Below are 25,231 nucleotides of genomic sequence, written 5' to 3'. Positions count from 1 at the left end.
CACATGCGACGGCGTCCGGCTCCCACCATCGGGAACCGGACAGCCTCGCATTACTTCTTCTTTTTCTTCTGCCGGTTCTTGCCCACGGGCTGCTGACGCTGGCCGCCCTTGGCACGCTCGCGTTGCTCCTCAAGCTCCGCCTCGTGCTCCTCCTTGGACTTGCCGACGGGGGGAAGGCCCTTCTCGGCGCGGCGACGGTTGAGCTCCTTCTCGGCTTCCGAGCCCGGAGTCGGATTGTTGTGAATGACCCACCACTGCTGGCCCATGGCCCAGAAGTTCGAGACGGTCCAGTAGACGAGCACACCGAGCGGGAAGTTGATGCCACCGATCGCGAAGATGATCGGGAAGAGGTACATCAGCATCTGCTGCTGGCGGTACATCGGCGACTCTTTGGCCTGAGCGCTCATGTTCTTGGCCGTCAGCTGTCGCTGGGTAAAGAACTGCGTCAGCGACATCGCGATGATCATGATGATCGCCAGGGTCACGGTCGCGGCGTGGTTGCCGTTGCCCGGCTGCATGAGCGTCGAGAACAGGGGAGCACCCAGGATGTACGCATCGTTGAACTGATGCACCATGTCGGCCGAGAGCACCAGGATTCCCTCGTGGTTACCCGACGCCGCGGGAACACCGCGGAGCACCTGCAACAGGCCGAAGAAGATCGGCATCTGAACGATGATGGGGAAGCACGAGGACAGGGGATTGGCGCCCTTGGACTTGTAGAGGGCCATCTGTTCCTGAGCCATTGCCTGGCGTGACAGCTGGTCCTTCTTGCCCTTGTACTTGGCCTGAATCTTGGCCATCTCGGGCTGAAGCTCCTGCATGCCACGCATGGACTTGATCTGCTTCATGAACAGCGGCACGGTCAGGATACGCATGACAAAGGTCATGAACACGATGGCCAGGACCCAAGTCCAGCCGCTGGCCGGGTCCATGCCGATGGCGGTGAACAAACTGTGGAAGACCCAGAGGACCGCCGAAACGATCCATTTGAAGGGCCACAGAATGATGTCGAGTGGATTCATCAGGAATTGACTCCTAGCCCCGAGGCTTGTGGGGCGTCGTGTACTCCGCCGTCGGCGGATGGTTCAACAGCAAAATCTTGGGCTCGGTGCCCGGCGCAAAGGTTCGCCGGCCAGGAGGTACGGGATCCACGCCGCCGGTCGCCCAGGGGTGGCACCGGATCAATCGTCTCACGGTCAGTCCAATGCCCTTGACCGTCCCGTGCACGGTGACGGACTCCAGTCCGTAGGCCGAGCAGGTCGGAAAGAAACGGCAGACATCGCCGTACAGCGGGGAGACGATGCGGCGGTACAGCCGCAGGAAACCGATGATGAGGTTCTGGGGGAGCGTCCACACGGCCTGGCCGACATTCCGCGGGCGCACGAACTCCGACGGGGCGTTCTTGAGGCGTTCCTCCGGTGACGCGATGGTCTCCGAAACGGAACCTTCACGGTAATCGCTCATGACGTGCCCTCGGCGGTGGCTTCAGCCTCATCGGCGACGCCGAGTTTCCGCGCCACGCTCTCCCACGCGGCCTCGTAATCCCGGGCCAAATCCGCCCACGATGTGTGAGCAGCCGATGGCAGGGCGCGCACGACGATGCTCAGCCCCTGCGGACGCGCCGCAATGACGGGGGCAACGAGTTCTCTGAGTCGTCTCTTGACCAAATTGCGGGTCACGGCATTGCCGACCGCCTTGGACACCACGAAGCCGCACACGCTCGGTGAGGATTCCTCAGAGAGAAGACGCGCATATAGAACTAAGTTCCGGCGTCCACTGCGGACGCCGGAACGTGTAGTTGCTGAGAACTGTCGAGAAGTCCTCATCCGGTGCTGTTGTGCCAGCACGTCAAGGCTCCTTCTACGCGGACCGGTGTGGCGTCTGGCAACGAAGTTCCCGAAGAAACTTCCGACCAGAAGAGATCCCCTCGAAGAGGGAGTCAGTTACGCCGAAACCGAGGCGCGACCCTTGGCGCGGCGGTTTGCCAGGATGGCACGGCCAGCGCGGGTGCGCATACGAAGACGGAAGCCGTGCTTCTTGGCACGACGGCGGTTATTCGGCTGAAAAGTCCGCTTGCTCACTGTAATAACTCCAAAGACTGTCGGTATGGGCCTACCCTGCTGTGGGTCCCTGCGGACCGCATCCTGATCAGGAACAGAAGATGGGCTCTTTCGGTTCTTCCGCGCGGTCGGACACCAGATTCCCAGCTCCCGACGCTTCGGGAAGCGGATTCGGGCAGGTGGGCATAGTCCAACGCGCAGTCGACTAACAAACTCTACGAGCCAGTCAACGGCCTGGTCAAGTCTTCATCCCGGAAAATCTGCACATTAGACGCACACCACAAGGATCGATGGCCACGCCGACGCCATGATTCGACACATCCCCACCCTGTGCGTGAGCCACTGTTCACAGCTGTGGATAATCCAAAATTTTTTTATCCGCCAGGAGGCGCGGGATGCCGCGGAACTACAAAGCTGTGATTACAGAATCCCCGGAATTTGAGGGCCAGAAGGGGCCCCTCATGGCCTAAGCTAGCTAAAGCCCTCCACGGTTTTCCACAATATCCACAGGTGTGGATAAGTGTGTGGAGAACCTGGGTAGAACACGTGGATAGGCCGTCGGCACCCCTTCGATGTCCGATCGTTCTTGAGCCCCTGCGGCTCGGGATCGGGCGGAAATTCAAGGGAGGTCCTCGGCTCGCCGAGCAACCGTCCCGAAAACAAGGAGAACAGTGAGCATTCAGGGCAACGACGAGGTTCAGTCCCAGTGGGACGCGTGCATCGCCGATCTTCAGGCCAACGTGGATCTCGCCCGCAGGCTCCGAGGTTTCCTGCCCCTTGCCAAGCCCCAGGGGCTCTTCGGCACCACCCTGATCATCGCCGTACCCAATGAGTACACCCGCGCGATCTTCCAGACCGAGATGCACGAGGCGTTCACGGAATCGGTCGCCCGCTCCTTCGGCCCCAATATCACCGAAGCCTTCGTCATCGATCCAGACATGGACAGCCCGAGCGCGCAGGCTCCGGCTCCGTCGACGTCTCGCTCGCATCCCTCGGCAACGTGGGAAGATTCCGAGACCTCTGCCCCTTCATCGCGGGGCGCCTCGGAGCCTTCTCTCCAGCACGAGAACTCCGTGACGGTCTCCGGTTCCTCGGTTCCGCCCATCAGCGAGCTCGAGGCCGAGAGGGGACACGCTTCCTCGCATTCATCGCCCGTGGATGTTCCGCGCAGCGATGAGACCGCAGCTTCCTCGTTGCGCAGCGCCGATGTGGAACTTCCCGCGCCCCGCGTGGACGGGCCGCGGCAGGAGCAAGATATGCCCCGAGAGCCATACGATCGCGGGCAAGAAGACATCGTGTGGGACAGCTCCGCTCGGCTCAACGACAAGTACATGTTCGAGACCTTCGTGATGGGGCAGTCCAACCGCTTCGCGCACGCCGCGGCCCTCGCGGTCGCCGAAAATCCCGCGAGTGCGTATAACCCGCTCTTCATTTACGGCGATTCTGGCCTGGGAAAGACGCACCTGCTCCACGCGATCGGGCATTACACCAAGCGGTTCTACCCGACCCACCGGGTTCGGTACGTGAATTCGGAAGAGTTCACCAACGACTTCATCAACTCGATCCGTGATGACGAAGGCTCCAGCTTTAAGCAGATCTATCGCAACGTCGACCTCTTGCTGATCGACGACATCCAGTTCCTGGCGGGCAAGGAGCACACGCAGGAAGAGTTCTTCCATACGTTCAATGCCCTGCACAACCACAAGAAACAGATCGTGATCACCTCCGATCTGCCGCCCAAGCAGCTCAGCGGATTCGCCGAGCGCATGCGGTCGCGCTTCGAGTGGGGCCTCATCACCGACGTGCAGCCGCCCGAACTGGAGACCCGCATCGCGATTCTTCGCAAGAAGGCCCAAAACGAAGATCTCGACGCGACCGACGACGTCATGCAATACATCGCCTCGAACATCACGACCAATATTCGTGAACTCGAGGGTGCCCTGATCCGTGTCACGGCCTTCGCCTCGCTCAACAAACAGCGCGTTGATCTGCCCCTGGCCGAACTCGTGCTGAAAGACCTCATCACCGACGACGGCGTCCCGGAGATCACCTCGTCGGTCATCCTGGGCCAGACGGCCAGCTACTTCGAGATTTCCTTGGATGAACTGCGCAGCAAGTCCCGGAACCGGACCCTCGTGACGGCCCGTCAGATCGCGATGTACCTGCTGCGCGAGCTCACCGACATGTCCTTGCCCAAGATCGGCCAGGAGTTCGGCGGGCGCGACCACACCACCGTGATGCACGCGGATCGAAAGATCAGGAAGCTCATGGCCGAGCGCCGCCAGATCTTCAACCAGGTCACCGAGCTGACCAACCGCATCAAGCAACAGCAACGCGAGGGCTGAAACTTATCCACAGCCGCCCGGGTGCCGGTGGATAACCTGTTTATTAACACCTGTGGATGAAAGTGTGGATTACCCGTTGACTTCTGTGGAGCTTAAGGGGAGAACTCGCCGGCGGCTGTGGAATCCCTCGAGAAGCCCCGGAATCCGTGCACAGACCGTCCACTCCGCCGGCGGAAAAAGCCCACAGGATGTCTACAGCCTGAACCCTACTGCCGGCTGCGATGCAGGCACTTTTCCACAGAATCCACATGCGTTATTAACACTACTGATCCTTTAAAGAGATCATTCCAAATAACAAATCTTCGTTCCCGAACCCTGCCGGCAGACCCCTTCGGGTCCGCCCAGAACTGCCCGGTCACTCGTAATTACAAGAATCCTATGGAGACCTCGTCTCCGGTAAGCTCGTCGTACAGACCGACCACTTTTCAGAGAGGGACTTCGCGCACGTGAAATTCTCAGTTGACCGAGACGTACTCGCCGAGGCCGTCACATGGACGGCCCGTTCCCTCTCGCCCCGGCCTCCCGTACCGGTTCTTTCCGGGTTGCTTATCAAGGCCTCCGGCAACGAGGTCTCGATCGCCAGCTTCGATTACGAGACCTCGGCCAAACTCAACATCGCCGCCGAAGTGATGGAGGAAGGCGAAACCCTCGTCTCGGGTCGACTCCTCGCGGATATCTGCCGGTCCTTGCCCTCGGCGCCCGTCGAGTTTGAGACCCACGATTCAAAGGTCTATCTCAACTGCCGTTCCGCGAAGTTCAACCTCGCGGCGATGCCGGTCTCCGAATACCCGGATCTTCCGGGCCTCCCCGAGGTCTCCGGAACGGTCGACGGCGCGGCCTTCGCTCACGCGATCTCCCAGGTGATCATCGCCGCGAGCCGCGACGACACCCTGCCGATCCTCACGGGCGTGCGCGTCGAGATCGAGGGTTCGACCATGACCCTCCTCGCGACCGACCGCTACCGCCTGGCCATGCGCGAACTCACCTGGGAACCCACCGATCCCCAGATTTCGACCTCCGCACTCATCAAGGCCAAGACCCTCAACGAGGTCGCCAAGACCCTGGGCAATGCGGGTCTGCTTAAGATCGCCCTCTCCGATTCGCACGAACTCGTCGGCTTCGAATCCGGTGGTCGACGCACCACGAGTCTTCTGGTCGACGGCGAATACCCCAAGATTCGTTCGCTGTTCCCCGACCAGACCCCCATCCACGCGGTGGTCAAAACCTCGGAACTGGTCGAAGCCGTTCGTCGCGTGTCCCTCGTGGCCGAACGCAACACCCCGGTCCGCCTCGCGTTCAGCCAGGGCCAGCTCACCTTGGATGCCGGAACCGGTGAAGACGCGCAGGCGAACGAGGTCCTCGAGGCGCATCTGGACGGCGACGACATCACCGTCGCGTTCAACCCCGTGTACCTGAGCGAAGGGCTGAACGTCTTCGGCAGCGACTACGTGCGGTTCTCCTTCACGACGCCGCCCAAGCCGGCGGTCTTGTCCGCTCAGGACGATCCCGAAGGCGAAGACGGCAAGGATTACCGCTACCTGCTGATGCCCGTTCGCCTGCCGAATCAGTAAAGGGGCCGCGAGGTGTACATAGATCACCTCTCGCTCATGGACTTCAGGACCTACGGGTTCCTGGATCTCCCGCTGACCACCGGACTGACCGTCATGGTTGGGCCGAACGGCGTGGGCAAAACCAACATCGTCGAGGCCATCGACTACACCGCAAACCTGTCTTCCCATCGGGTCAGCAACGACGCCCCCCTGATTAGGGTCGGCGCGGATCGTTCCTATATCCGTTCGCGGGTGGTTCGTGGCGGACAACAGACCGTCATGGAACTCGAGCTCGCCCCGGGAAAGGCCAATCGCGTCAGGATTAATCGCGCCGCGCCGGTGCGTGTCCGGGAGGCCCTCGGCATTTGCCAGACCGTGCTCTTTTCGCCGGAGGACCTCGACCTCGTTAAGGGCGAACCGGCGGGGCGCCGTCGTTTCGTCGACGACCTCGCGGTCTCCCTGCGTCCGGTCATCGGTGGGTACCGGGCCGACTACGAGAAGGTTTTGCGGCAGCGCAATGCCCTGCTGAAGTCGCTGCGCAAACGCGGCGTCGGAAAATCCCTCGGCGAGGACGAACGCGCGACCCTCGACGTGTGGAACGGTCAACTCGTCAACCTCGGGGCTCGCATCATGCAGGCGCGGTTCCAGGTATTGGCCGGTCTCTTGCCCCAAGCAGACCGGGCCTATGAACAGCTCACCGACGGTGGGAAGACCCTCGGCTTTGTGTACGAATCCGTCGCTCTCGGGCGGGGAGCCGGCGCCGACATCGCGGCGCTCTCACGCATTCCGTTGCAGGAATTGGGTGCGATGCTCGAGTCCGCGCTCGAGGAACGGGCCGTCGACGAGGTCGAACGGGGCATGAGCCTGGTCGGGCCGCATCGGGACGAAATCAGCCTGATCCTCGGAGATATTCCCGCTCGGGGATATGCCTCTCACGGTGAAACGTGGTCCTACGCCCTCGCCCTGCGGCTGGGCTCGTGGTATCTGCACCAGGCCGACCACGACGACGATTCCGCCTGCCCGATCCTGATCCTCGACGACGTCTTCGCGGAGCTCGACGCGACCCGGCGGGCGCGGCTGGCTCGGATCGTTTCCGGCGCCGAACAGGTTCTGGTGACGTGCGCCGTCGAGGAGGACCTGCCCGACGAGCTGGAGAGTGCGCGACGCATCGTGCGGGTCTCTCCGGGCCAGGCCGTGGTCGTGCAGGACCAGTCGGGCACGGGGCTGGACGCCGACGAGAATTCCGGTGCGCCCCCAGACGGGGATGAGTCGGAATGACCACGAACCCCGGAGATGACGCCACCGGCGAGGCCGCCCGGCGTGTGTTGGAGCGCAACCAGATCGATGCTCCGGCCGCGTTGTTGCAACGGCTGAGGAACGCCGCGCTCGAACGTGGCGAAGGTCGGCTCACGGGGAATGCCGCCAAGAAGATCATTCGGGATTTCGGGGATGTGGTCTCCGCGGAGCCCGGCAAGTCGAAGGTGCGCCGTTGGCGCGATGAGGCGTGGGATCCCCGGACCCTGGGCGGATACACCGGGCCGGGCAAGTCCTCGCGGGATCCCCAAGGCCTCGGTTCGGTGCTGACCCACATGATCTCTTCCCGCGGATGGAAGGAGCCCGTCGCGGTCAGCAGCGTGTTGTCGCGCTGGTCCGAGATCGTCGGCGCATCGATAGCGGCCCACTCCAAACCGGAGAGTTACGAGGACGCGGTCGTCGTGATCCGCTGCGACTCGACCAACTACGCGACGACCCTCCGCACGATGACCCCGCAGCTCATGCGGACCTTCGAGAAGGAATTGGGACCGGGGATCGTGACAAAGATCAGCGTGCTCGGCCCGAATGTCCCCTCGTGGCGCAAGGGCAGACGCGTCGCGCCGGGCGGTCGCGGACCGCGGGACACCTACGGCTAGTCGGCGGAGGCGACGATCCGTTCACCGCCGCTGTAGATGACGAATCGATGCCCACGGACGAAACCCGCGAGCGTCATGCCGGAGTCCCTGGCGAGGTCGACCGCCAGGGAAGACGGTGCGGACACGGAAGCCAGCATCGGCACGCCGGCCATCGCGGCCTTCTGCGTGAGTTCGAAGCTCGCCCGACCGGAGACCATCAGCACGTGCTGGCTCAGCGGGAGCTTTCCGTCCAAGAGCGCCCATCCGAGAACCTTGTCCACCGCATTGTGGCGTCCCACGTCTTCGCGAACGGCCACGAGCTCGCCGGTTCGGCCGTCGAACAGGCCTGCGGCGTGCAAACCGCCGGTGTGGTCGAAGACTTTCTGCCGATCGCGGAGGATCTGCGGCATGTCCAGGACGAACCGTTCGGTCAGGCGCAGGGGATCGTCATCGACCGAAAACATCGACTTCTGGTGCACCTGATCGATGCTCGTGCGGCCGCACATTCCGCACGCGCTGGACATCATCACGTTGCGCTCTTGGAAAGGAAGCGGCGGGAGGACCCACGGCTGCAGGACGACGTCGATCGTGTTGTCGCCGTCCTCGGCGCCCGGGCCAAAATCTTTGCGGCAATACCGGATCGAGGAGATCTGCTCGCCGTCGGTGACCACGCCCTCGCTCAGGAGGAACCCCGCGGCGAGGGAAAAATCTTCGCTGGGGGTGCGCATCGTGACCGCGAGGCGGCGGCCGTTGACGCGAATCTCCAGCGGTTCTTCCGTGGCGAGCATGTCGGCCCGAGCGTCACGAGTCCCGTCCTCGGAGACTCGCACCACCCGGGTGCGCGATTCGCTGCGGCTCACGATTCCTGGGCCTCCTCGCCGAGGCCGGCTTCGGCCCGAACCTCGTAGACCAGGTCGGAGACCCGGCGGGTGAGGCCTTCCAACTGCGCCGTGGTGGAAGGATCCGGGTGGGTGCCCTCGGCTTCGGCCAGCTGGCGGCCGAGGGCGACCCCCACCAGGAAGGAACTCGTGGGAGCCCCCGGGCGGACGATCCCGTGGGCCACGTCCTTGGTCATCGCCAGAATGGGGCCGGGCACCACGACGTCGCCCGGCAGATCGAGCTCCTCGGCGACGCGGTTCAACCATTCCTCGAGATTGGGCAGCTGTTGATCGGTCATGTCATGCCTTTCGCGGTTGTTCTGGCCACCTTAGACCTGATCAGGGACGATGCTTCCGGTCGGGGCACGGTGTGTCAGGTTCCGAATCCCGGTAGAGCGCTCAAATGGTCTCTCTAGTCTTGGAGGCCCCACGAGAGTGGACCTACACGAACGAGGGTTCAGGCTCGCCAGTAGGCATTGAAATGCTTGTGACGGCCATGAAGAGTCTCGAAGAACCGTCGAAATCGGCCCTGACAACGTTGAAGTCCGGTAGAATCGAAGCAGATCATCACGCAGGTGGCGCGCAGTCCAAGATACTTAGTCATGTTATCTAGCTCGAGCGTACGCCTGCCGTACCCGGACCGGGCCCTTTGAGGCGCCTGGATACAAGGAGCTGAATCCCTACAGTGGCAGCCGAAGAAAAGCACGAATACGGCGCAAGCGACATCACCGTCCTCAAGGGACTGGAAGCCGTTCGCAAGCGCCCGGGCATGTACATCGGGTCCACCGGTGAACGGGGTCTGCACCACCTGGTGTACGAAGTCGTGGACAACTCCGTGGATGAGGCCCTCGCCGGGTACTGCGACCATATCGAAATCACCCTCATGGCCGACGGCGGTGTCAGGGTCGTGGACAACGGCCGCGGCATCCCCGTGGATACGCACCCGACCGAGGGTAAGCCCACGGTCGAGGTCGTCATGACCGTTCTGCACGCGGGCGGCAAATTCGGCGGCGGCGGTTACGCGGTCTCGGGCGGTTTGCACGGCGTCGGCATTTCGGTGGTCAACGCGCTCTCCACCCGCGTGGAGACCACCGTGCGCCAGCAGGGGTACGTGTGGACCATGTCCTTCCACAACGGCGGGTTCACCGATCGGCAACTCGAACGCGGCGCGCAGACCGACGAAACCGGAACCCAGCAGGTGTTTTACCCGGATCCGGAGATCTTCGAGTCCATCGATTTCGACTACGAGACACTGCGGGCCCGGTTCCAGCAGATGGCCTTCCTGAACAAGGGTCTGCGCATCACGCTGACCGACGAGCGTGAGTCGGCCGATTTCGAGAACGAGGTCGCCGCGGAGAAGAAGACCGAGTCCAAGGTCAATCAGGAAGGCACGACGCCCGAGGGGTACCGCTCGGTCGTCTACCAGTACGACGACGGCCTGCTCGACTACGTCAAATTCCTCAACGCCAGCCAGCGCGTCAACGTGATCCACGAGGACGTCATCTCCGTGGACGTCGAGGACACCGAGAAGAAGCTCGCCCTCGAACTCGCGATGCAGTGGACCGAATCCTATAAGGAATCGGTGCACACCTACGCGAACACGATCAACACTCACGAAGGCGGAACCCACGAAGAGGGCTTCCGGACCGCGCTGACCTCCCTGATCAACCGGTATGCCCGGGACAACAAGCTGCTCCGCGAGAAGGACGACAACCTCACCGGCGACGACGTCCGCGAGGGCCTGACCGCCGTCATCTCGGTCAAGATCGCCGAACCGCAGTTCGAGGGCCAGACCAAGACCAAACTCGGAAATTCGGAGGTCAAGACCTTCGTCCAGCGCGAGGTCTGGGATCAGCTGGGGGACTGGTTCGAACGGAACCCCAACGAGGCGAAAGACATCGTTCGCCGTTCCATCACCGCGGCCCAGGCCCGGCTTGCGGCCCGCAAGGCCCGCGAGACCACCCGCCGCAAGGGCCTCCTGGAGTCGGGCGGCATGCCCGGCAAGCTCAAGGACTGCTCGTCGAAGAACCCAGAGATTTCCGAGATCTACATCGTGGAGGGTGATTCCGCTGGCGGTTCGGCCGTGCAGGGGCGTGACCCCGAGCGGCAGGCCATCCTGCCGCTGCGCGGAAAGATCCTGAACGTCGAGCGTGCCCGTCTGGATCGTGCCCTGTCCAACGCCGAGGTTCAGTCCATGATCACGGCGTTCGGCGCCGGCATCGGCGACGACTTCAAGATCGATAAGGCGAGGTACCACAAGATCGTGCTGATGGCGGATGCCGACGTCGACGGCCAGCACATCACCACCCTGTTGCTGACCTTGCTGTTCCGTTTCATGCGCCCGCTGATCGATGCCGGTTACGTCTATCTCGCTCAGCCGCCGCTGTACCGGATCAAATGGTCGAATGCGCCGCACGACTACGTCTTCTCGGACGCCGAGAGGGACGAGGTCGTCGCCCGCGGCCTGGCGAATAATCAGCGTCTGCCCAAGGACAACGGCATTCAGCGGTACAAGGGCCTGGGCGAGATGGACTACACCGAGCTGTGGGAGACCACCATGGACCCCGATCACCGCACGTTGTTGCAGGTGACCATGGAAGACGCCGCGGCGGCCGACCAGGTGTTCTCGGTGCTCATGGGTGAGGATGTCGAATCACGCCGTGAGTTCATCCAGAAGAACGCCAAGGACATCCGATTCCTCGATATTTAGCCGATACTCAATATTCCCATTGAGGCATGTAATGCCTCGGGATGACCGATATCGCGCGACTGACGACTTTCACCAGGACGGAACGAACACAGCATGAGCACCGAAGACAACGGTTCGACCAACGACCCTCAGGACCCGCAGGCCGGAGAGCCCATCGAGGGCGAAGTACTCGGCGGTGACCTCGAGGGCGGCCCTCGGCTGACCGACCGCGTCGAACGCATCGACCTCCAGACCGAGATGCAGCGGTCCTACCTCGACTACGCGATGGCGGTCATCGTGGGCCGCGCCCTCCCCGACGTGCGAGACGGCCTCAAGCCCGTGCACCGCCGCGTCATCTACGCGATGTTCGACGGCGGTTACCGGCCGGACCGGTCGTTCAATAAGTGTGCCCGCGTGGTCGGCGAGGTCATGGGGCAGTACCACCCGCACGGCGACTCGGCGATCTACGACACCTTGGTCCGCCTGATCCAGAACTGGATCATGCGCTACCCCCTCGCCCTCGGGCAGGGAAACTTCGGTTCGCCGGGTAACGACGGCGCGGCCGCGCCTCGTTACACCGAGTGCAAGATGGCTCCGCTCGCCATGGAGATGGTGCGGGACATCCAGGAGAACACGGTCGATTTCCAGGACAACTACGACGGCAAGAACCAGGAACCGGTCGTTCTGCCCGCACGGTTCCCCAACCTGTTGGTCAACGGCTCCTCCGGCATCGCCGTGGGTATGGCCACCAACATCCCGCCGCATAACCTCCGCGAGGTGGCCGACGGCGTGCAGTGGTACCTCGAAAACCCCCAGGCCAGCGACGAAGAACTCCTGGAGGCGCTCTTGCAGCGCGTGAAGGGCCCCGACTTCCCGACGGGCGCCCAGATCCTGGGTCATAAGGGCATCGAGGATGCCTACCGCACCGGCCGCGGATCGATCACCATGCGGGCCGTCGTCAACGTCGAGGAGATTCACGGACGGACATGCCTCGTGGTGACCGAGTTGCCGTACCAGGCCAACCCGGACAACCTCGCGATCAAGATCGCCGATCTCATCAAGGACGGCAAGATCACCGGTATCGCCGATCTTCGGGACGAAACCTCGGGTCGCACCGGCCAGCGACTGGTGATCGTGCTCAAGCGCGACGCCGTCGCCAAGGTCGTGCTGAACAACCTCTACAAGCACACGCAGCTGCAGGAGAACTTCTCTGCGAATATGCTCGCGATCGTCGACGGTGTGCCCCGCACGCTCTCGATCGACGCGTTCATCCGCCACTGGGTCCACCACCAGATGGACGTCATCGTGCGCCGGACCCAGTTCCGTCTCAATCAGGCCGAGGAAGAAGCTCATATTCTCCGCGGCCTGCTCAAGGCCCTCGACGCCCTCGACGAGGTCATCGCGTTGATCCGCCGCTCTCCGACGGTCGACGAGGCCCGCACCGGCCTGATGGAATTCCTCGACATCGACGAGGCGCAGGCCCAAGCGATTCTGAACATGCAGTTGCGCCGCCTGGCCGCCCTGGAACGGAAGAAAATCCAGGATCGTCACGACGAGCTCATGCGCATGATCGAGGAGTACAAGGCGATCATCGCCTCGGAGCAGCGCCAGCGCGATCTCATCTCGGAGGAGCTCGGCGAGATCGTCAACCGCTACGGCGACGATCGGCGCACGCAAATCCTCATGGGATACGACGGAGACATGTCCGTCGAGGACCTCATCCCCGAAGAGGACATGGTCGTCACGATCACCCGCGGCGGCTACGTCAAGCGCACCCGGATCGACCAATATCGTTCGCAGCACCGCGGCGGCAAGGGAATTCGTGGCGCTCAGTTGCGTGGCGACGACCTCGTCGAGCACCTGGTGGTCACCACCACGCACAACTGGATTCTGTTCTTCACTAACTTCGGCCGCGTGTACCGCACTAAGGCCTACGAGCTGATTGAGGCCGGTCGCGACGCCAAGGGGCAGCACGTGGCGAACCTCCTGGCGTTCCAGCCGGGGGAAACGATCGCCCGGGTGATGGCCTTGCGCACCTACGAGGACGCCCCGTACCTGGTCTTGGCGACCAAGCACGGGCTCGTCAAGAAGTCCCGCCTGAGCGACTACGACACCAACCGCACCGCCGGCGTGATCGCGGTCAACCTGCGTGAGGATGACGAGCTCATCTCCGCGCAGCTGGCCCACGCCGACGACGACATCATGCTGATCTCCCGCAAGGGACAGTCGCTGCGCTTCACCGCGAGCGACGAGGCCCTTCGCCCGATGGGTCGCGCGACCAGCGGCGTCACCGGGATGAAATTCCGCGACGGCGATGAGCTCCTGGCCGCCAACGTGGTGACCGATGACTCGTACGTCTTCGTGGTGACCGAGGGCGGATACGCCAAGCGCACCAAGGTTCAGGAATACCGGGTGCAGGGTCGAGGCGGTCTCGGCATCAAGGTGGCCAAGTTGGTCGAGGATCGCGGGGACCTGGTGGGCGGCCTGATCGTGGGCGCCGACGACGAAGTCCTCGTGGTCATGCAGTCCGGAAAGGTCGCTCGGTCCCACGTGGCCGAGGTCCCGGCGAAGGGGCGCGACACCATGGGCGTCATTTTTGCCAAGCCCGCCAAGAACGACCGAATCATCTCTATCGCCCGAAATCAGGACAAGGGCGTTGATGAGGGGCAAGAGATTGCCGAGGACGGTTCGGTTGAAGTGCTCGATACCGAAAATGCAGTACCGTTGGACAACAGTAGTGAACGGACCGATACTCCGGCCGAGTCGGAATCTTCATCACACGGAGGTAATGAGTGAGCACTAGTAAACCTGGGAATGCGGCAGGCAGGTCTTCCGCCGCGCCCGCCGGCTCCTCTGCACGCAAGCCGGCCGACAATCGTCGGCAACCCGCAGCAGGGAATTCGGCCCGAGGCGAATCGGTGACGGCGACCAAAAACGCGCCGTCGAAGGGCCCTTCGAACGGTAATAAGAGGCGCCCGGCCTCGGGATCTCGTCCCTTGGTTCGCCCGGCACCTCGCTCGAAGGTCCGTCGTGCGCACCTGACGGTCGCCAAGGTGGACCTCTGGTCGATCGCCAAGCTGGTGTTCCTGCTGTCGGTCGCCGTGGGCATCGTCGTCGTGGTGGCGACCGTGATCCTGTGGCTCGTCTTCGACATCACGGGCATCTTCGGCGGCGTGGACTCCGTGCTGTCGATGCTGTCCAGCCAGGGCAACGCGGTATCCATTACGGACTACCTCTCCCTCGGACAGGTGGCCCTGTACGCGACGATCCTGTCGATCGTGAACGTCGTTCTCATGACGTTGCTCGGCGTGATCTCGGCCTTCCTGTACAACATCGCGGCCAAACTGGTCGGCGGCATCGGGGTCACCCTGACCGACGACTAATCAGAGGTTTCCCCTTCCGGTGTCCCACCCTGTGGGTGAGGTCACCGAAAGGGGATTTGGCTGGAGCCGGGTAGTCATGTAATGTTTTATTCCGGCCCAAGGCCAATAAGGGCGTATAGCTCAGACGGTTAGAGCGCTTCGCTGATAACGAAGAGGTCCCAGGTTCAATTCCTGGTACGCCCACAGAGTCTTTTCTCCGAGGAGGTTCCCATGCGGAAGATCCTGGCGGCCATCGCGGCCGGTACGGTTGCCTTTGTGGTGACCAAACGAGTCAAGGACTCGCAGGAGACCAAGCGCACGTGGCAAGAGTCCACGGACGTGGTCGACTGAATTTGGGGGCGTGGCGCAATTGGTAGCGCATCTGCTTTGCAAGCAGAGGGTTAGGGGTTCGAGTCCCCTCGCCTCCACCAGGGAAAAGCCCGGGGCATCGTGAAGACGACGCCCCGGGCTTTTTGCTATCCGTCGGTCGTGCGAGGGCGTCCGGGGCGGGCCACTTGGGCAATTCAGCGGCGTTGTTGTAGGCTGTACAAGGCCTCGTTGACATGGGTAAATCCACGAAGCGACGGCACCGATTCGGGGGTGTGGCGCAACTGGTAGCGCAGCTGCCTTCGGGCAGAAGATAGAGGTTCGAGTCCTTTCGCCTCCACCGAATACGCATGAAGGTCCCCTTCCACCGGAAGGGGACCTTTTTCGTGTGTACTTCCCGCTCGAAAGGGCGTGCTCCGGAAGCGGATTGTCTCCTCCCGAGAGCAAACTGTCTACCTTACGGGGAACATAGTTAAAATCACAGGTTACCGATAATGAGTTAACCCTATGTTCACCAAAGTCTGGGTTGGTCTTTAGACGCGCGTCGGCATAATTCACATGTGACACCTGAACTCATCATCCTCGCAATCGTCATCGTGACGGCACTGGTCTTCGACTTCACGAATGGCTTCCACGACACCGGAAACGCCATGGCCACGTCGATCGCCACCGGGGCCCTCAAGCCCAAGGTTGCCGTTGCGCTGTCCGCCATCCTCAACCTCGTTGGCGCGTTCCTCTCGATTGAGGTCGCGAAGACGGTCGGCAAGGAGGTCGTGAACCTCCAGATGACCTCCGGCAGTGACCTGATGATCATCGTGTTTACCGGCCTGGTCGGCGGCATCACGTGGAATCTGCTCACGTGGCTCTTGGGCCTTCCCTCCAGCTCGTCACACGCCCTCTTCGGGGGCCTGATCGGCGCGACGATCGCCGGTCTCGGCGTGAGCGGCGTCCTGTGGACCGGAATCGTCGCCAAGGTCATCATTCCGGCCGTTGCAGCTCCGGTGGTCGCCGGCCTCATCTCGACCATCGGCACCGCCGTTATCTACCGCCTCACCCGCAAGGTCGGAGACGACCAGAAGGAACGCGGTTTCCGCTGGGGTCAGGTCGGCACCGCATCGCTCGTGTCCCTGGCTCACGGAACGAACGACGCCCAGAAGACGATGGGCGTGATCTTCCTGGCGCTGGTCGCCTCCTCCTCGATCGATCCGAGCGCGGACATCCCGTTCTGGGTCAAGCTCACGTGCGCCGGCGCGATCGCCCTCGGCACGTACCTCGGCGGTTGGCGCATCATCCGAACCCTCGGCAAGGGCCTGGTAGAGATCGATTCGCCGCAGGGCATGGCTGCCGAAGGCGCTTCTGCCGCGATCATCTTGACCTCCTCGCACTTCGGCATGGCCCTGTCGACCACGCACGTCGCGACCGGCTCGATCCTCGGCACCGGGCTGGGACGCAGGGGCGCGGAGGTCCGTTGGGTCGTCGCTGGTCGCATGGTCGCCGCCTGGGTCATCACGATTCCCGCGGCAGCCATCGTCGGCGCGATCACGTGGTTCATCGCTCATCTCGTCGCGATGGTGAGCAACGAGCTCGTCGGAGCCCTCGTGGTCTTTGCTCTGCTGATCGCACTGTCGGGCTTCATGTGGGCACGCTCCCGCAAGACCCCGGTCACGCAGGACAACGTCAACGACCATTGGGAGGGCGACTCCGCGAGCCTCGACGGCGCGACGCCGAAGCCCGGTGAAGCTGAGAGTTCTCTCGGCGGACCGATGGTTCCCCAGAAGGTTGGCGAAATGATTGGTCAGGACGCCACGAGCAGCTCCCACCCAGCCGATTCACTCAACCGCTAGTCACGAAAGGATCATCATGAATTTTCTGCAGCTTCTGTCGAATCTGATTCCCGTGACCATTGCGGGCATCGTCTTGGGCGCGGGGCTCCCCGCCCTCTTCGCCCTGGGAATGCGCATCAATTCCGGCCAGACCCAGGTTCAGGAAGATGGCTCCGTGGTGCAGGTCCGTCCGGCGTCCGCCCCCATGCGGATTCTGGGCACCATCGTCTTCGCCGTGATTATCGCGGCGATTCTCATGGGGATCCTCTGGATCGCCAAGGATTTCCTCTTTCATTTGACGGGATTTAACTTCTTGGGTCTCGCCAAAAAGTAGGGTTCTCTCCAGAGCCCTAAGAAAGGAGGCGACATGCGAAACATCGCTGCCTCCGTGATCAGGTGGCTCAGAGCTGGATACCCCGAGGGAATGCCAAGCCAGGACTATATCCCCCTGGTGGCCGTATTGCGGCGTCGGCTGGGTGACGACGAAATCGTCGACATCTGCCGACAGCTCAAGGCCGAAGGGGTCATTCCCGCGGGAACCGTGGATATCGGCGTGGAGATCACCAAGATCACCGACGAGATGCCACTTCCCGAGGACGTCAACCGCGTGGAGGAACACCTCCGTCACGGCGGTTGGGACCTCTAACCCCGGCGTGAACGCTCGGCGCAGGGAACCGATTCTCCCGGTCGAAGCCCACCGTCAATTTCCTCACCGGTCGATATCCCGGCACGGAATTGAATGATCACGTATCAGAACCATAAAAAACGACGCCGCCGCGCTGGATCAGCGCGGCGGCGTCGTCGTTCAGTAGGAAAGAACCTTAGTTCTTGCCGTCCTGATCGTTCTTCGGGGCCTCGTGCTTGCCCGGACGAGCGGGCTTCTCGGCCTCGCCCTTGTCCTGACCATCAGCCGGACGGTTGCCCTTGGCGTCCGGGGTGCCCGCGACCGGCGTGGCCGGCTTATCCATCGGGGCGCCCGGGGCCGGGTGGCTGGTGTTCTTGGGGTCGTTCAGCGACTTGACCTCTTGGTTGGCCGGAGCCGGGGCCGAAGCGGGCTTGGTGACCTTCTGTTCAGCCGGAACGGGCTTGGCGGCCTCACCCGGCTGGTCGTTCTTGGCCGAACCCGGCTTCTGGTTGGCATCCGCCGGAGTCTTCCAGGGATCCTCGACCGGACGGGAAGCGCGCCATGCGGCGACACCCGCGACGGTTGCCGCGGCCAGCAGACCGAAGACGAGAAGACCCTTGTGGGACTTCTTGTTGGCCTTCTTCTGCTGCTTGGCGAACTCCTCGGCGCGCTTGGCCGCGGCCTTCTGCGCCTTCTTGAAGGTCTTCTTGTTGCCGGTGACCTTGGTGGTCCAGGCTTCGACCTGCGGGTTGACCTCGGCGGAGTTGAGCTTATCGGCCAGGACGCCTGCGGCCTCTCCGGCCTTCACGCGGGCGTTCGACACGGCGTTCTCAACGGCCGGGGTGGCGCGGTCGATCTGCTCCTGAATACGGGGAGCGACCTCCTTCTGCGCCCAGTCGTTGGCCTGATCGGCACGCTTCTGCAGCTTGGTCGTCAGATCGTTGACCTTGTCGACACCCTCGGAGTAACGAGCGTTTGCCGACTTGCGGGCCTGCTTTGCGGCCTTCTGGGCCTTCTTTTCAGCCTTCTTCTGGCATCCCATGAGTTACCTCCTCGTGGACCGGTGCGCAGACAGCATCTCTGCCAACGCCACCCGTCGAAGAGACGGGCAGTTTTTACCGAGTCAGTTTTAGTCCTCTCCCAGGATATGTAATGAGCAGTACGGTGTCCCCACCCTTCGGGCGAGTCGCCCCCGTGTTTTCACTGAAGGCGGAACGCTCTTGGGAGGTGGGCGCCCTCATGGGAAAATAATGGACATGACTGCGATTCCCACTGCAAAAGCGACCATTCACACGAACCACGGCGACATCGTGGTCAACCTGTTTGGCAACCATGCGCCCAAGACCGTCAAGAACTTCATCGGTCTTGCCGACGGATCCCAGGAGTGGACCGACCCCAAGACGGGCGAGAAGAAGACCACCCCGTTGTACGACGGCGTGATCTTCCACCGCATCATTCGAGACTTCATGATTCAGGGCGGCGACCCCCTCGGACAGGGCATCGGCGGCCCGGGTTACCAGTTCGACGACGAGATCAGCCCGGACCTGAACTTCAACGAGCCCTACATGTTGGCCATGGCCAACGCCGGCATCCAGAACGGCCGGGGCACCAACGGTTCCCAGTTCTTCATCACCACGGTTCCCACCACCTGGCTTCAGGGCAAGCACACCATCTTCGGTGAGGTTGCGGACGACGACTCCAAGAAGGTCGTCGACGAGATCGAGGGCGTGGCCACCGGCATGATGGACCGTCCCGTCGAGGACATCGTCATGAAGAGCATCGATATCGAACAGCTCTAAGACGCGTCCGCGTCACCTTCGGGATCACTCACCGATCCCACCCGAATGAGGCCCTTCCGCTCCGCGGTGGGGCCTCATTTTTAAACTCACCTTTACTGCGTCACAAACGAGGAGACAACCCATGGATCAGGAACCGCCCCGGTACGGACAGCGAGACGCGTCCGCCGGCGGGGAGCCCAACGGACGGCCCGTTTGCCCGAGACACCCCGACCGGGTCTCCTACGTGACCTGCGCTCGCTGCCATCGACCCGTGTGCCCCGAGTGTCAGGTGCAGGTTCCGGTCGGCGTGCAGTGCGTCGATTGCGTGCGTGAGGTTCAGCAGAACCAGCAAGGCGGTGGTGGCGGACGTAGTTCTTTCCTTCCCGGTGCCTCGGGACTCGCGATGACGTGGACGCTCATCGCGGTGACCGTGCTGGTCTTCGTGGCCCAGTGGGTTCTACCTCGGCAGTTGGTCCTGAACCATCTGGCCTACGCGCCGGTTTTGACCGAGGTGCAGCCTTGGCGGATGCTCACCAGCGGTTTTGTCCATTCCCCGGGCAATCTCCTGCACATCGGGCTGAACATGTACACGCTGTACATCTTTGGCGCGGCGTTGGAACCGCGGATGGGAAGGTGGCGGTTCTTGGTCGTGTACCTGCTGTCGATCATCGGCGGCTCCGCGGCCGTGTACCTGTTGGCGAGCCCGTACACCCTCGTGGTGGGCGCTTCGGGCGGCGTCTTCGGCCTCTTTGGAGCCCTCTTCGCGTGGACGCGATTCCGCGGGGGAGACACCCGTGGACTCTTGGTTCTGGTGGGTATCAACCTCGTCTTCGGTTTCATCGTGCCCGGCATTGCGTGGCAGGCGCATGTGGGCGGACTCGTGGTGGGAGCGGTCATCGCGCTGCTATTCGACGTGACCACACATCGGCAATCCCGGCCACGGCGGGGGAGCGGGCCCAGCAGGTAGGCTTTCGCATTTTTTGTGATTACACGATTCCTGCGGCTGACCGCAGTTATCCACAGGAGTTACCCACAGCTGTTAATAACTACAGGGCTGTAACTCCACACCTGTTAATAACCCTGTGGATGATGGTTTTTCCCGGAATGACGGGGTTGAGTGCGCCGGCGGCCCGTGGGAAGGGGACTGGTTTTCCACTCCTGTGGATAACTTTGTGCACTACTGGGGATGAGTGGGGCATGGACCAGCCGGAGATTCTTGTGATTCTGAGCGGCGACGGCCCTCGCGGCGACGGGGCCTCCTCGGGGTGGAGGCTCGTGGCGGTGTGGTGTGGGGTGGTGTGCTGCGCGAGATCCTCTCCGGGGTGGCGCGTGGGACACGGCTGAGCTTCACAATAAAGAGTTGATTACTTTATTCGTAAAGCAATTTTTCGGCAGATCCTTTTAGTCGCAAGGGAATGCAATTCGAGGTCTGCTCCATTCAAATATGGACTATTGAAATATATTGCTTTGCCCATGGTTTTCTGATGCGGGGCCTTAGACTAGTTTGGCTCTCACCCTGCATCGTCGAGGAACCACCATGACCAAATCATCGTCAGCGCCCCCACGTTCATCCTGGAAGAATCGCTATCCCCGGCGGCTGTTCGCCGCTCTCAGTGGCGGGATGATCGCCGCGCTTCTGTTGACTTCTTGCGGCGAGGAACAGAACGCCGTCGATGACCCCACGAACGTTCTGCAGTCCGTGAATGTTCAATTGGGAAGCGATGCATCAGTGTCATCCGTGGCGAGCAATAATATCTTCGCCAACTCAGACTCGGGGAAGTCCGAAAGCAAAGATTCGCGGTACGAGACCCGCGACGTCGTCAATGATCTTCCCGTGCGAATCACGACCAACTACACAACGGGTGACGATCAGTCGGGGTCGAACCTCAAGGACTTGGATGGGTACTCCGGGAAGGTTCACATCAACCTCACGGTCGAGAACCTGAGCGTGGCCCCGCAAGAGGTCAGTTACGACGCCGGGGGCACCAAGCACAGCAAGCAGGCGCTGGTGGGGATCCCGATGAGCGTTTCCGGTTCGACCGAGCTCGACGGTGTCTCGCCCAATCAGGTGGTCGGCGACGCGACCGATCCCGACAACAAGGCCGACGGGACCAACGGCATCGTGAGCTCGACCAAGGACGGCAAGACCGTGGTGCAGTGGGCCTCGATTCTGGCCCCGCCCTCCTCGGGGGCGAGCACCACCATGCAGCTGAACCTGGACGCCAAGGACTTTCACGCCCCGAACTTCGATGTGGGCGTTCAGCCGGGGTTCTCGAATAATCTCTCGACCGACGGCGTCCTGACGTCGGCGTTCAACAATAACGATTCCACCGAAATGGCGCTGTTGCAGCGCACCATGAAACTTGCCTCCGAGACGCAGCAGACGCTCAACGACGCCGGAACCCAGATCAGCGACGTCCGGAACAACCTGGATGCAAACTCCGAGACCCTGGGCAAGACGGCCTCCGAGGACCTGTCCAAGAGCAATCAACGACTGACCGACACCATGAAGGGTCTCTCGGAGCAGGTGGACACCCTGAGCGGTGATCTGGACCAGGCCGCCAAGGACAATAAGTCGGCCATGACGGAGCAACTGAGCCAAACCGTCAAGGCCCTGGACTCGATGCTCGGGGACACCTCGGGCTCCGCGCCCGCGATGGATTTCAGCGGAGAAACCTGCAACGCGCAGATCCCGCAACCCCAGGGCGGGTCGACGGTGTATTCGTCCCTGATTCAGCTCTCGGGCTTTTTGCAGGGCTACGCCAAGGCGAATGAGGGATGTCAGAAGGAACTTTCCGCGTCGCTGAAGACCCTGGTGGGTCCGGAGAAGCCGAACGCGGAAAACTGCAAGGTGGGGTCCCTGACGTGCTCGCTGTATAGCTCATCCTCGGTGGTCACGGCCTCCCTGCTGGGGACGGTCGACGAAAGCACGAAGGTCATCGATTCCCTGCAGCCTGAAGGGGTGCGCAAGGCCAACGAGAGCCTCGGCAAGGTCAACGCCAATATCGGTGAGTTGGAGGCAGCTCTCGAGAAACTACCCCCGGGGCCTATTAACCCTGATGTTGCCAAAGCTTTACAGGATTTCGATGCCTCCAACGGTCGTTTGAAGGAATCTACAAAAGACCTTTCCATCGACGTGGACAAACTCAAGAAATCCCTGGACGAGATTCATCAGACCGCGGTTCAGGCCAGGCAAGAGATCGGCGCCGCCGGCGACGGTGCTGCGGCCAACGGCACGATGCAGGCGCAAAATAAGGCGCTGGCCGAACAGATTTGTGCACTCCAGGACGATGGGATTGCCCAAGATGGCAAGCTGAGCAAGGAGCAGGTGGCCCAGTTGTTGAAATACGTCAACAACGGGACCTGCGATAAGTCGGCTGCTGCCGCTGCGCCGCCGGAGCCTACGGCGTCCGCCTCGCCGACCGAAAATCCCACTCCGACCCCTTCCGAAGCATCGTCTCAGCCGAGCGACAAGCAACCGTCGAACGGGTCGACCTCGGAATCTCCGAAATCGGAGGAGTCCTCAGACGCTCCTGTGACTCCGACCGCGCAGGCACAGGGGCAGGCCGTCGAGGTCAAGCCGATGGTTGATACCGAACCGACGGTTCCGGAAAAGCCAATGGACGCTCGGCTTGAGAATCAGGCCACACAGTGGGATCAGATCATTAACGAGACGGACCCAAATAGCGCCCAATTCATCGGTGGAAAGATCGCTGATTTTCAGGACAAGATCGAGGCAGTGAAAGCTCAATCCGATGACGTCGGGGACAAGCGAGAGGACCTGAGTTTAGCGCTGTCTCAAGGCGGCGCCATCGGCGATCAGGTCGGCAAACTCAAGGGGGCCGTCAGCGGATTGAAGGAACAGACCGGCGCACTTTCAGGAGATCTCGACGAGATCAAGGAGACACAAACCGAGGTCAAAGAATCCGTGAAGAAGGCCTTCAAGGACACCTCCGACAAGACCGCCCAGCAGATCTCCTCCATGATGGACGAGCAGACGCGCGTGATCTCGAAACAGGGCCAGGAAAGCAGCCAAGCGGTCGTGAACTCCTTCGGCAATTCCGTGGCGGGACTGTCCAACACGGCCACCTCAGTAGTCGGCACGGCGAACGGAACCGTGGAGGAACAGCGTAAGCAACTTGCCGGGCAAGGAAACGCCCTGCAGACCAGTGTTGACCAGCAGACTCAGGGCTCCCTGCAGGGGTTGAACGAGCGCACCTCGGCCGCGACCCGCGACCTCGCCGGATCCTCGACGTTGCTGGCCAACGACATGAATGACCTCCTTCTCGACCTCGGTGACCGGCGCGTCAACGGATCCGGTCTCCTGGGCGCCATGGCCACGAGCTCGGCCAGGGCCGGGTCCGCGGATTACCAGTTGGCGCTCGCCGAACAGAATGCCGAAGGTTTCGCCAACGTGCGGAGCCAGGATATCGACGGGCTTCAATTGCGGCAGGCCCAGTTCAAGGCGTCGTTGGACAAGCTGTCCACTATGAAGGGGTTCCATCTAGATGAACCCAACGGTGTGGCGGTCAAGTCCCTCTACAGCTTCCACATCGGTGAGGTGGAGAAATGAGCAAGAAGGCGCTGATCTGGATTTCCGCGGTCGCCCTGGTGCTGATCGTCGGTATCGCCACCACGCTCGTGCTGGTCAAGACCAACCAAGAGCAGGAGCAGGACCAAGCGGTCGCCGTGACGGTTCCGGTGGCGTTGTCCGCCGAAAAGGTCTCGCAGAAGGCCAAGATCGGTGTGATCGAGACCCTCGGTAGCAACGCGGCGGAAGGCTCGGAATGGGCCGACGCCGCGCAGGGAGCCCGCGTCGCCCAACACCGCTTCCAGATGGGCGGCACCGAGGTCGAGCTCGTCACCGAGAACGATAACGGAACCTCCGACGGGGCCAAGGACGCGGTTCACAAGCTCTCCGAGCAAGGGGTCTCGGGCATCGTGATGGCCACGAGTGGCGACCACACGGCGTCCGGGCTCGACGAAGCCCGCGACAGCGGTATCCCGGTCATCCAGCCGTATTCCCCGACCGACGGATCGCGCGATAACGTCTGGTCGTTGGCTCCGTCAGCATCTGACACCACTCAGGGCGTGCAGAAGGCCCTCGACTCGCACAACAAACCCGTGTTGATCGATGGAGACGGCCACGCGCCCCAGGGCGTCCAGTACGCGGACACGATCTCCTACAAGGCAGGAGACGACGTCCAACAGGTCGCCCGGAAGGTTGCCGACAAGACCAATCCAAAGGACCAGACGCAAACCTCCGCCGACTCGGTGGTCGTCAGCGCCGATGCCTCGACCGAGGCCGCCCTCGTCGCCGCATTGCAGCAAGCCAAGGTCAACGCGCCGATCGTGATGACGCCCGAAGCCACCAGCCCGGAATTTCAGAAGACCCTGAAGGAGAAAGACGGTAGTCCCTCGGGTGATCTGATGACCATCGGCACGAATTCCTTCGACTCCGCCTCGTTGGCCAGCGACGGCCACGGGCGAGCGATGTCGGCGTTCCTCAATGGTGTCCGCGTGCTCTCGCAGGATCCTCAGGCCAAGAACCTCACGGAAGACCAAGAGTTTTCCAAGGTTGCCCAGCAGGCGGATTCGCGGAGCCACGACGCCGTGGTGGCCCTCGTGAACGGCATTTCTCGGGGTGGCAGCGCCGCGCCCAAGGATGTCGCCGACAACCTGCGCAAACTCACCCTCGGGCCATCGGATGGTCTCGCCGGATCTTCCCTGGACTTCTCCCACAAGGACGCCGCGACCGACCCGGTGCTCCCCGTGCATTCCTCGACCCAGCAACTGGGCCTTCGACCCGAAGAATCTTCCGACCAGACCCTCACCTGGTTCTCCGCAACGACTCGGTAGAACCCCGTGACCCCGCGGCCTCGGCCGAAGAGAAGGTAAACCCACC

The 25,231-nt window shown here is 62.3% G+C and carries 22 protein-coding genes and 3 tRNA genes; 18 read left to right on the top strand and 7 right to left on the bottom strand.

The genetic code is table 11. The features are described from left to right. Window positions 1-50 precede the first annotated feature (50 nt). From yidC to rpmH, 4 genes are all read right to left on the bottom strand, one after another. Window positions 51-1,022 (bottom strand): membrane protein insertase YidC, encoded by a 972-nt coding sequence (yidC, locus tag CURSPS6_RS11770; RefSeq protein WP_030016458.1) that lies wholly within the window; start codon window positions 1,020-1,022, stop codon window positions 51-53. Between the two features lie 13 nt (window positions 1,023-1,035). Further along, window positions 1,036-1,464 (bottom strand): membrane protein insertion efficiency factor YidD, encoded by a 429-nt coding sequence (gene yidD, locus CURSPS6_RS11765; protein WP_051687992.1) that lies wholly within the window; start codon window positions 1,462-1,464, stop codon window positions 1,036-1,038. Continuing rightward, window positions 1,461-1,847 (bottom strand): ribonuclease P protein component, encoded by a 387-nt coding sequence (gene rnpA / locus CURSPS6_RS11760; protein WP_030016455.1) that lies wholly within the window; start codon window positions 1,845-1,847, stop codon window positions 1,461-1,463. Before rnpA ends, yidD begins: the two co-directional genes overlap by 4 nt. A 96-nt stretch (window positions 1,848-1,943) precedes the next feature. Beyond that, entirely contained in the window at window positions 1,944-2,081 is a 138-nt protein-coding gene (gene rpmH, locus CURSPS6_RS12430) for a 50S ribosomal protein L34 (RefSeq protein WP_048680695.1), read from the bottom strand. 650 nt (window positions 2,082-2,731) lie between these two features. Here rpmH and dnaA point away from each other — a divergent pair. The 4 genes from dnaA to CURSPS6_RS11740 all read left to right on the top strand — a co-directional run bounded on the left by dnaA (window position 2,732) and on the right by CURSPS6_RS11740 (window position 7,865). Continuing rightward, the gene (dnaA, locus tag CURSPS6_RS11755; protein ID WP_030016453.1) at window positions 2,732-4,405 is read left to right on the top strand and encodes a chromosomal replication initiator protein DnaA; all 1,674 of its coding nucleotides are present in this window, start codon (window positions 2,732-2,734) and stop codon (window positions 4,403-4,405) included. Between the two features lie 446 nt (window positions 4,406-4,851). Beyond that, window positions 4,852-5,976, top strand: coding sequence for a DNA polymerase III subunit beta (gene dnaN, locus CURSPS6_RS11750; protein ID WP_030016451.1), 1,125 nt, complete (start codon window positions 4,852-4,854; stop codon window positions 5,974-5,976). Between the two features lie 12 nt (window positions 5,977-5,988). After that, complete coding sequence (recF, locus tag CURSPS6_RS11745; protein ID WP_030016449.1) at window positions 5,989-7,233, top strand: DNA replication/repair protein RecF; 1,245 nt, start codon at window positions 5,989-5,991, stop codon at window positions 7,231-7,233. Further along, window positions 7,230-7,865, top strand: coding sequence for a DciA family protein (locus CURSPS6_RS11740; RefSeq protein ID WP_082470542.1), 636 nt, complete (start codon window positions 7,230-7,232; stop codon window positions 7,863-7,865). Before recF ends, CURSPS6_RS11740 begins: the two co-directional genes overlap by 4 nt. Here the strand turns inward: CURSPS6_RS11740 and fdhD are convergent. Then, window positions 7,862-8,704 carry a formate dehydrogenase accessory sulfurtransferase FdhD gene (gene fdhD, locus CURSPS6_RS11735; RefSeq protein ID WP_030016442.1) on the bottom strand — a complete coding sequence of 281 codons (843 nt, stop codon included), beginning with the start codon at window positions 8,702-8,704 and terminating at the stop codon, window positions 7,862-7,864. The two genes, CURSPS6_RS11740 and fdhD, sit on opposite strands and share 4 nt — an antisense overlap. Then, window positions 8,701-9,021 carry a DUF6457 domain-containing protein gene (locus tag CURSPS6_RS12855; RefSeq protein WP_051687991.1) on the bottom strand — a complete coding sequence of 107 codons (321 nt, stop codon included), beginning with the start codon at window positions 9,019-9,021 and terminating at the stop codon, window positions 8,701-8,703. Before CURSPS6_RS12855 ends, fdhD begins: the two co-directional genes overlap by 4 nt. A 386-nt stretch (window positions 9,022-9,407) precedes the next feature. Between CURSPS6_RS12855 and gyrB the strand changes: the two genes are divergently transcribed. The 10 genes from gyrB to CURSPS6_RS11685 all read left to right on the top strand — a co-directional run bounded on the left by gyrB (window position 9,408) and on the right by CURSPS6_RS11685 (window position 17,569). Further along, window positions 9,408-11,432 carry a DNA topoisomerase (ATP-hydrolyzing) subunit B gene (gene gyrB / locus CURSPS6_RS11725; protein WP_030016438.1) on the top strand — a complete coding sequence of 675 codons (2,025 nt, stop codon included), beginning with the start codon at window positions 9,408-9,410 and terminating at the stop codon, window positions 11,430-11,432. Between the two features lie 93 nt (window positions 11,433-11,525). Further along, entirely contained in the window at window positions 11,526-14,207 is a 2,682-nt protein-coding gene (gene gyrA, locus CURSPS6_RS11720) for a DNA gyrase subunit A (protein WP_082470540.1), read from the top strand. A gap of 200 nt (window positions 14,208-14,407) precedes the next feature. Continuing rightward, entirely contained in the window at window positions 14,408-14,794 is a 387-nt protein-coding gene (locus tag CURSPS6_RS11715; protein WP_051688022.1) for a DUF3566 domain-containing protein, read from the top strand. Window positions 14,795-14,903: 109 nt separating this feature from the next. Further along, window positions 14,904-14,977 (top strand) — tRNA-Ile (locus CURSPS6_RS11710). A 27-nt stretch (window positions 14,978-15,004) separates the two neighbouring features. Continuing rightward, a complete protein-coding gene (locus CURSPS6_RS12850) occupies window positions 15,005-15,124 on the top strand; it encodes a DLW-39 family protein (protein ID WP_235503772.1) in 120 nt (39 codons plus the stop codon). A 4-nt stretch (window positions 15,125-15,128) separates the two neighbouring features. Continuing rightward, window positions 15,129-15,204: transfer RNA gene (locus CURSPS6_RS11705), tRNA-Ala, on the top strand. Between the two features lie 165 nt (window positions 15,205-15,369). Beyond that, window positions 15,370-15,440, top strand: a tRNA-OTHER gene (locus CURSPS6_RS11700). A 220-nt stretch (window positions 15,441-15,660) separates the two neighbouring features. Then, on the top strand, window positions 15,661-16,944 hold the full coding sequence (locus CURSPS6_RS11695; RefSeq protein WP_082470536.1) for an inorganic phosphate transporter: 1,284 nt from the start codon (window positions 15,661-15,663) through the stop codon (window positions 16,942-16,944). 16 nt (window positions 16,945-16,960) lie between these two features. Continuing rightward, window positions 16,961-17,257, top strand: coding sequence for a hypothetical protein (locus CURSPS6_RS11690; protein ID WP_030016432.1), 297 nt, complete (start codon window positions 16,961-16,963; stop codon window positions 17,255-17,257). A gap of 33 nt (window positions 17,258-17,290) precedes the next feature. After that, the gene (locus CURSPS6_RS11685; protein WP_030016430.1) at window positions 17,291-17,569 is read left to right on the top strand and encodes a DUF3349 domain-containing protein; all 279 of its coding nucleotides are present in this window, start codon (window positions 17,291-17,293) and stop codon (window positions 17,567-17,569) included. 175 nt (window positions 17,570-17,744) lie between these two features. Here the strand turns inward: CURSPS6_RS11685 and CURSPS6_RS11680 are convergent, their stop codons facing one another. Further along, the gene (locus CURSPS6_RS11680) at window positions 17,745-18,590 is read right to left on the bottom strand and encodes a hypothetical protein (protein WP_030016428.1); all 846 of its coding nucleotides are present in this window, start codon (window positions 18,588-18,590) and stop codon (window positions 17,745-17,747) included. A gap of 214 nt (window positions 18,591-18,804) precedes the next feature. Between CURSPS6_RS11680 and CURSPS6_RS11675 the strand changes: the two genes are divergently transcribed. From CURSPS6_RS11675 to CURSPS6_RS11660, 4 genes are all read left to right on the top strand, one after another. Next, the gene (locus CURSPS6_RS11675) at window positions 18,805-19,347 is read left to right on the top strand and encodes a peptidylprolyl isomerase (RefSeq protein ID WP_030016427.1); all 543 of its coding nucleotides are present in this window, start codon (window positions 18,805-18,807) and stop codon (window positions 19,345-19,347) included. 121 nt (window positions 19,348-19,468) lie between these two features. Continuing rightward, window positions 19,469-20,293 (top strand): rhomboid family intramembrane serine protease, encoded by an 825-nt coding sequence (locus CURSPS6_RS11670; protein ID WP_030016426.1) that lies wholly within the window; start codon window positions 19,469-19,471, stop codon window positions 20,291-20,293. Between the two features lie 570 nt (window positions 20,294-20,863). Then, window positions 20,864-23,899 carry a hypothetical protein gene (locus CURSPS6_RS11665; protein WP_035811296.1) on the top strand — a complete coding sequence of 1,012 codons (3,036 nt, stop codon included), beginning with the start codon at window positions 20,864-20,866 and terminating at the stop codon, window positions 23,897-23,899. Next, window positions 23,896-25,185: an amino acid ABC transporter substrate-binding protein gene (locus tag CURSPS6_RS11660; protein ID WP_051687990.1), complete on the top strand. Its 1,290-nt coding sequence runs from the start codon at window positions 23,896-23,898 to the stop codon at window positions 25,183-25,185. Before CURSPS6_RS11665 ends, CURSPS6_RS11660 begins: the two co-directional genes overlap by 4 nt. Window positions 25,186-25,231 lie beyond the last annotated feature (46 nt).

The sequence above is a fragment of the Curtobacterium sp. S6 genome (genome assembly GCF_000710345.2).
Taxonomy (GTDB): Bacteria; Actinomycetota; Actinomycetes; order Actinomycetales; family Micrococcaceae; genus Rothia.
This window is presented reverse-complemented; position numbering and strand designations above follow the sequence as displayed.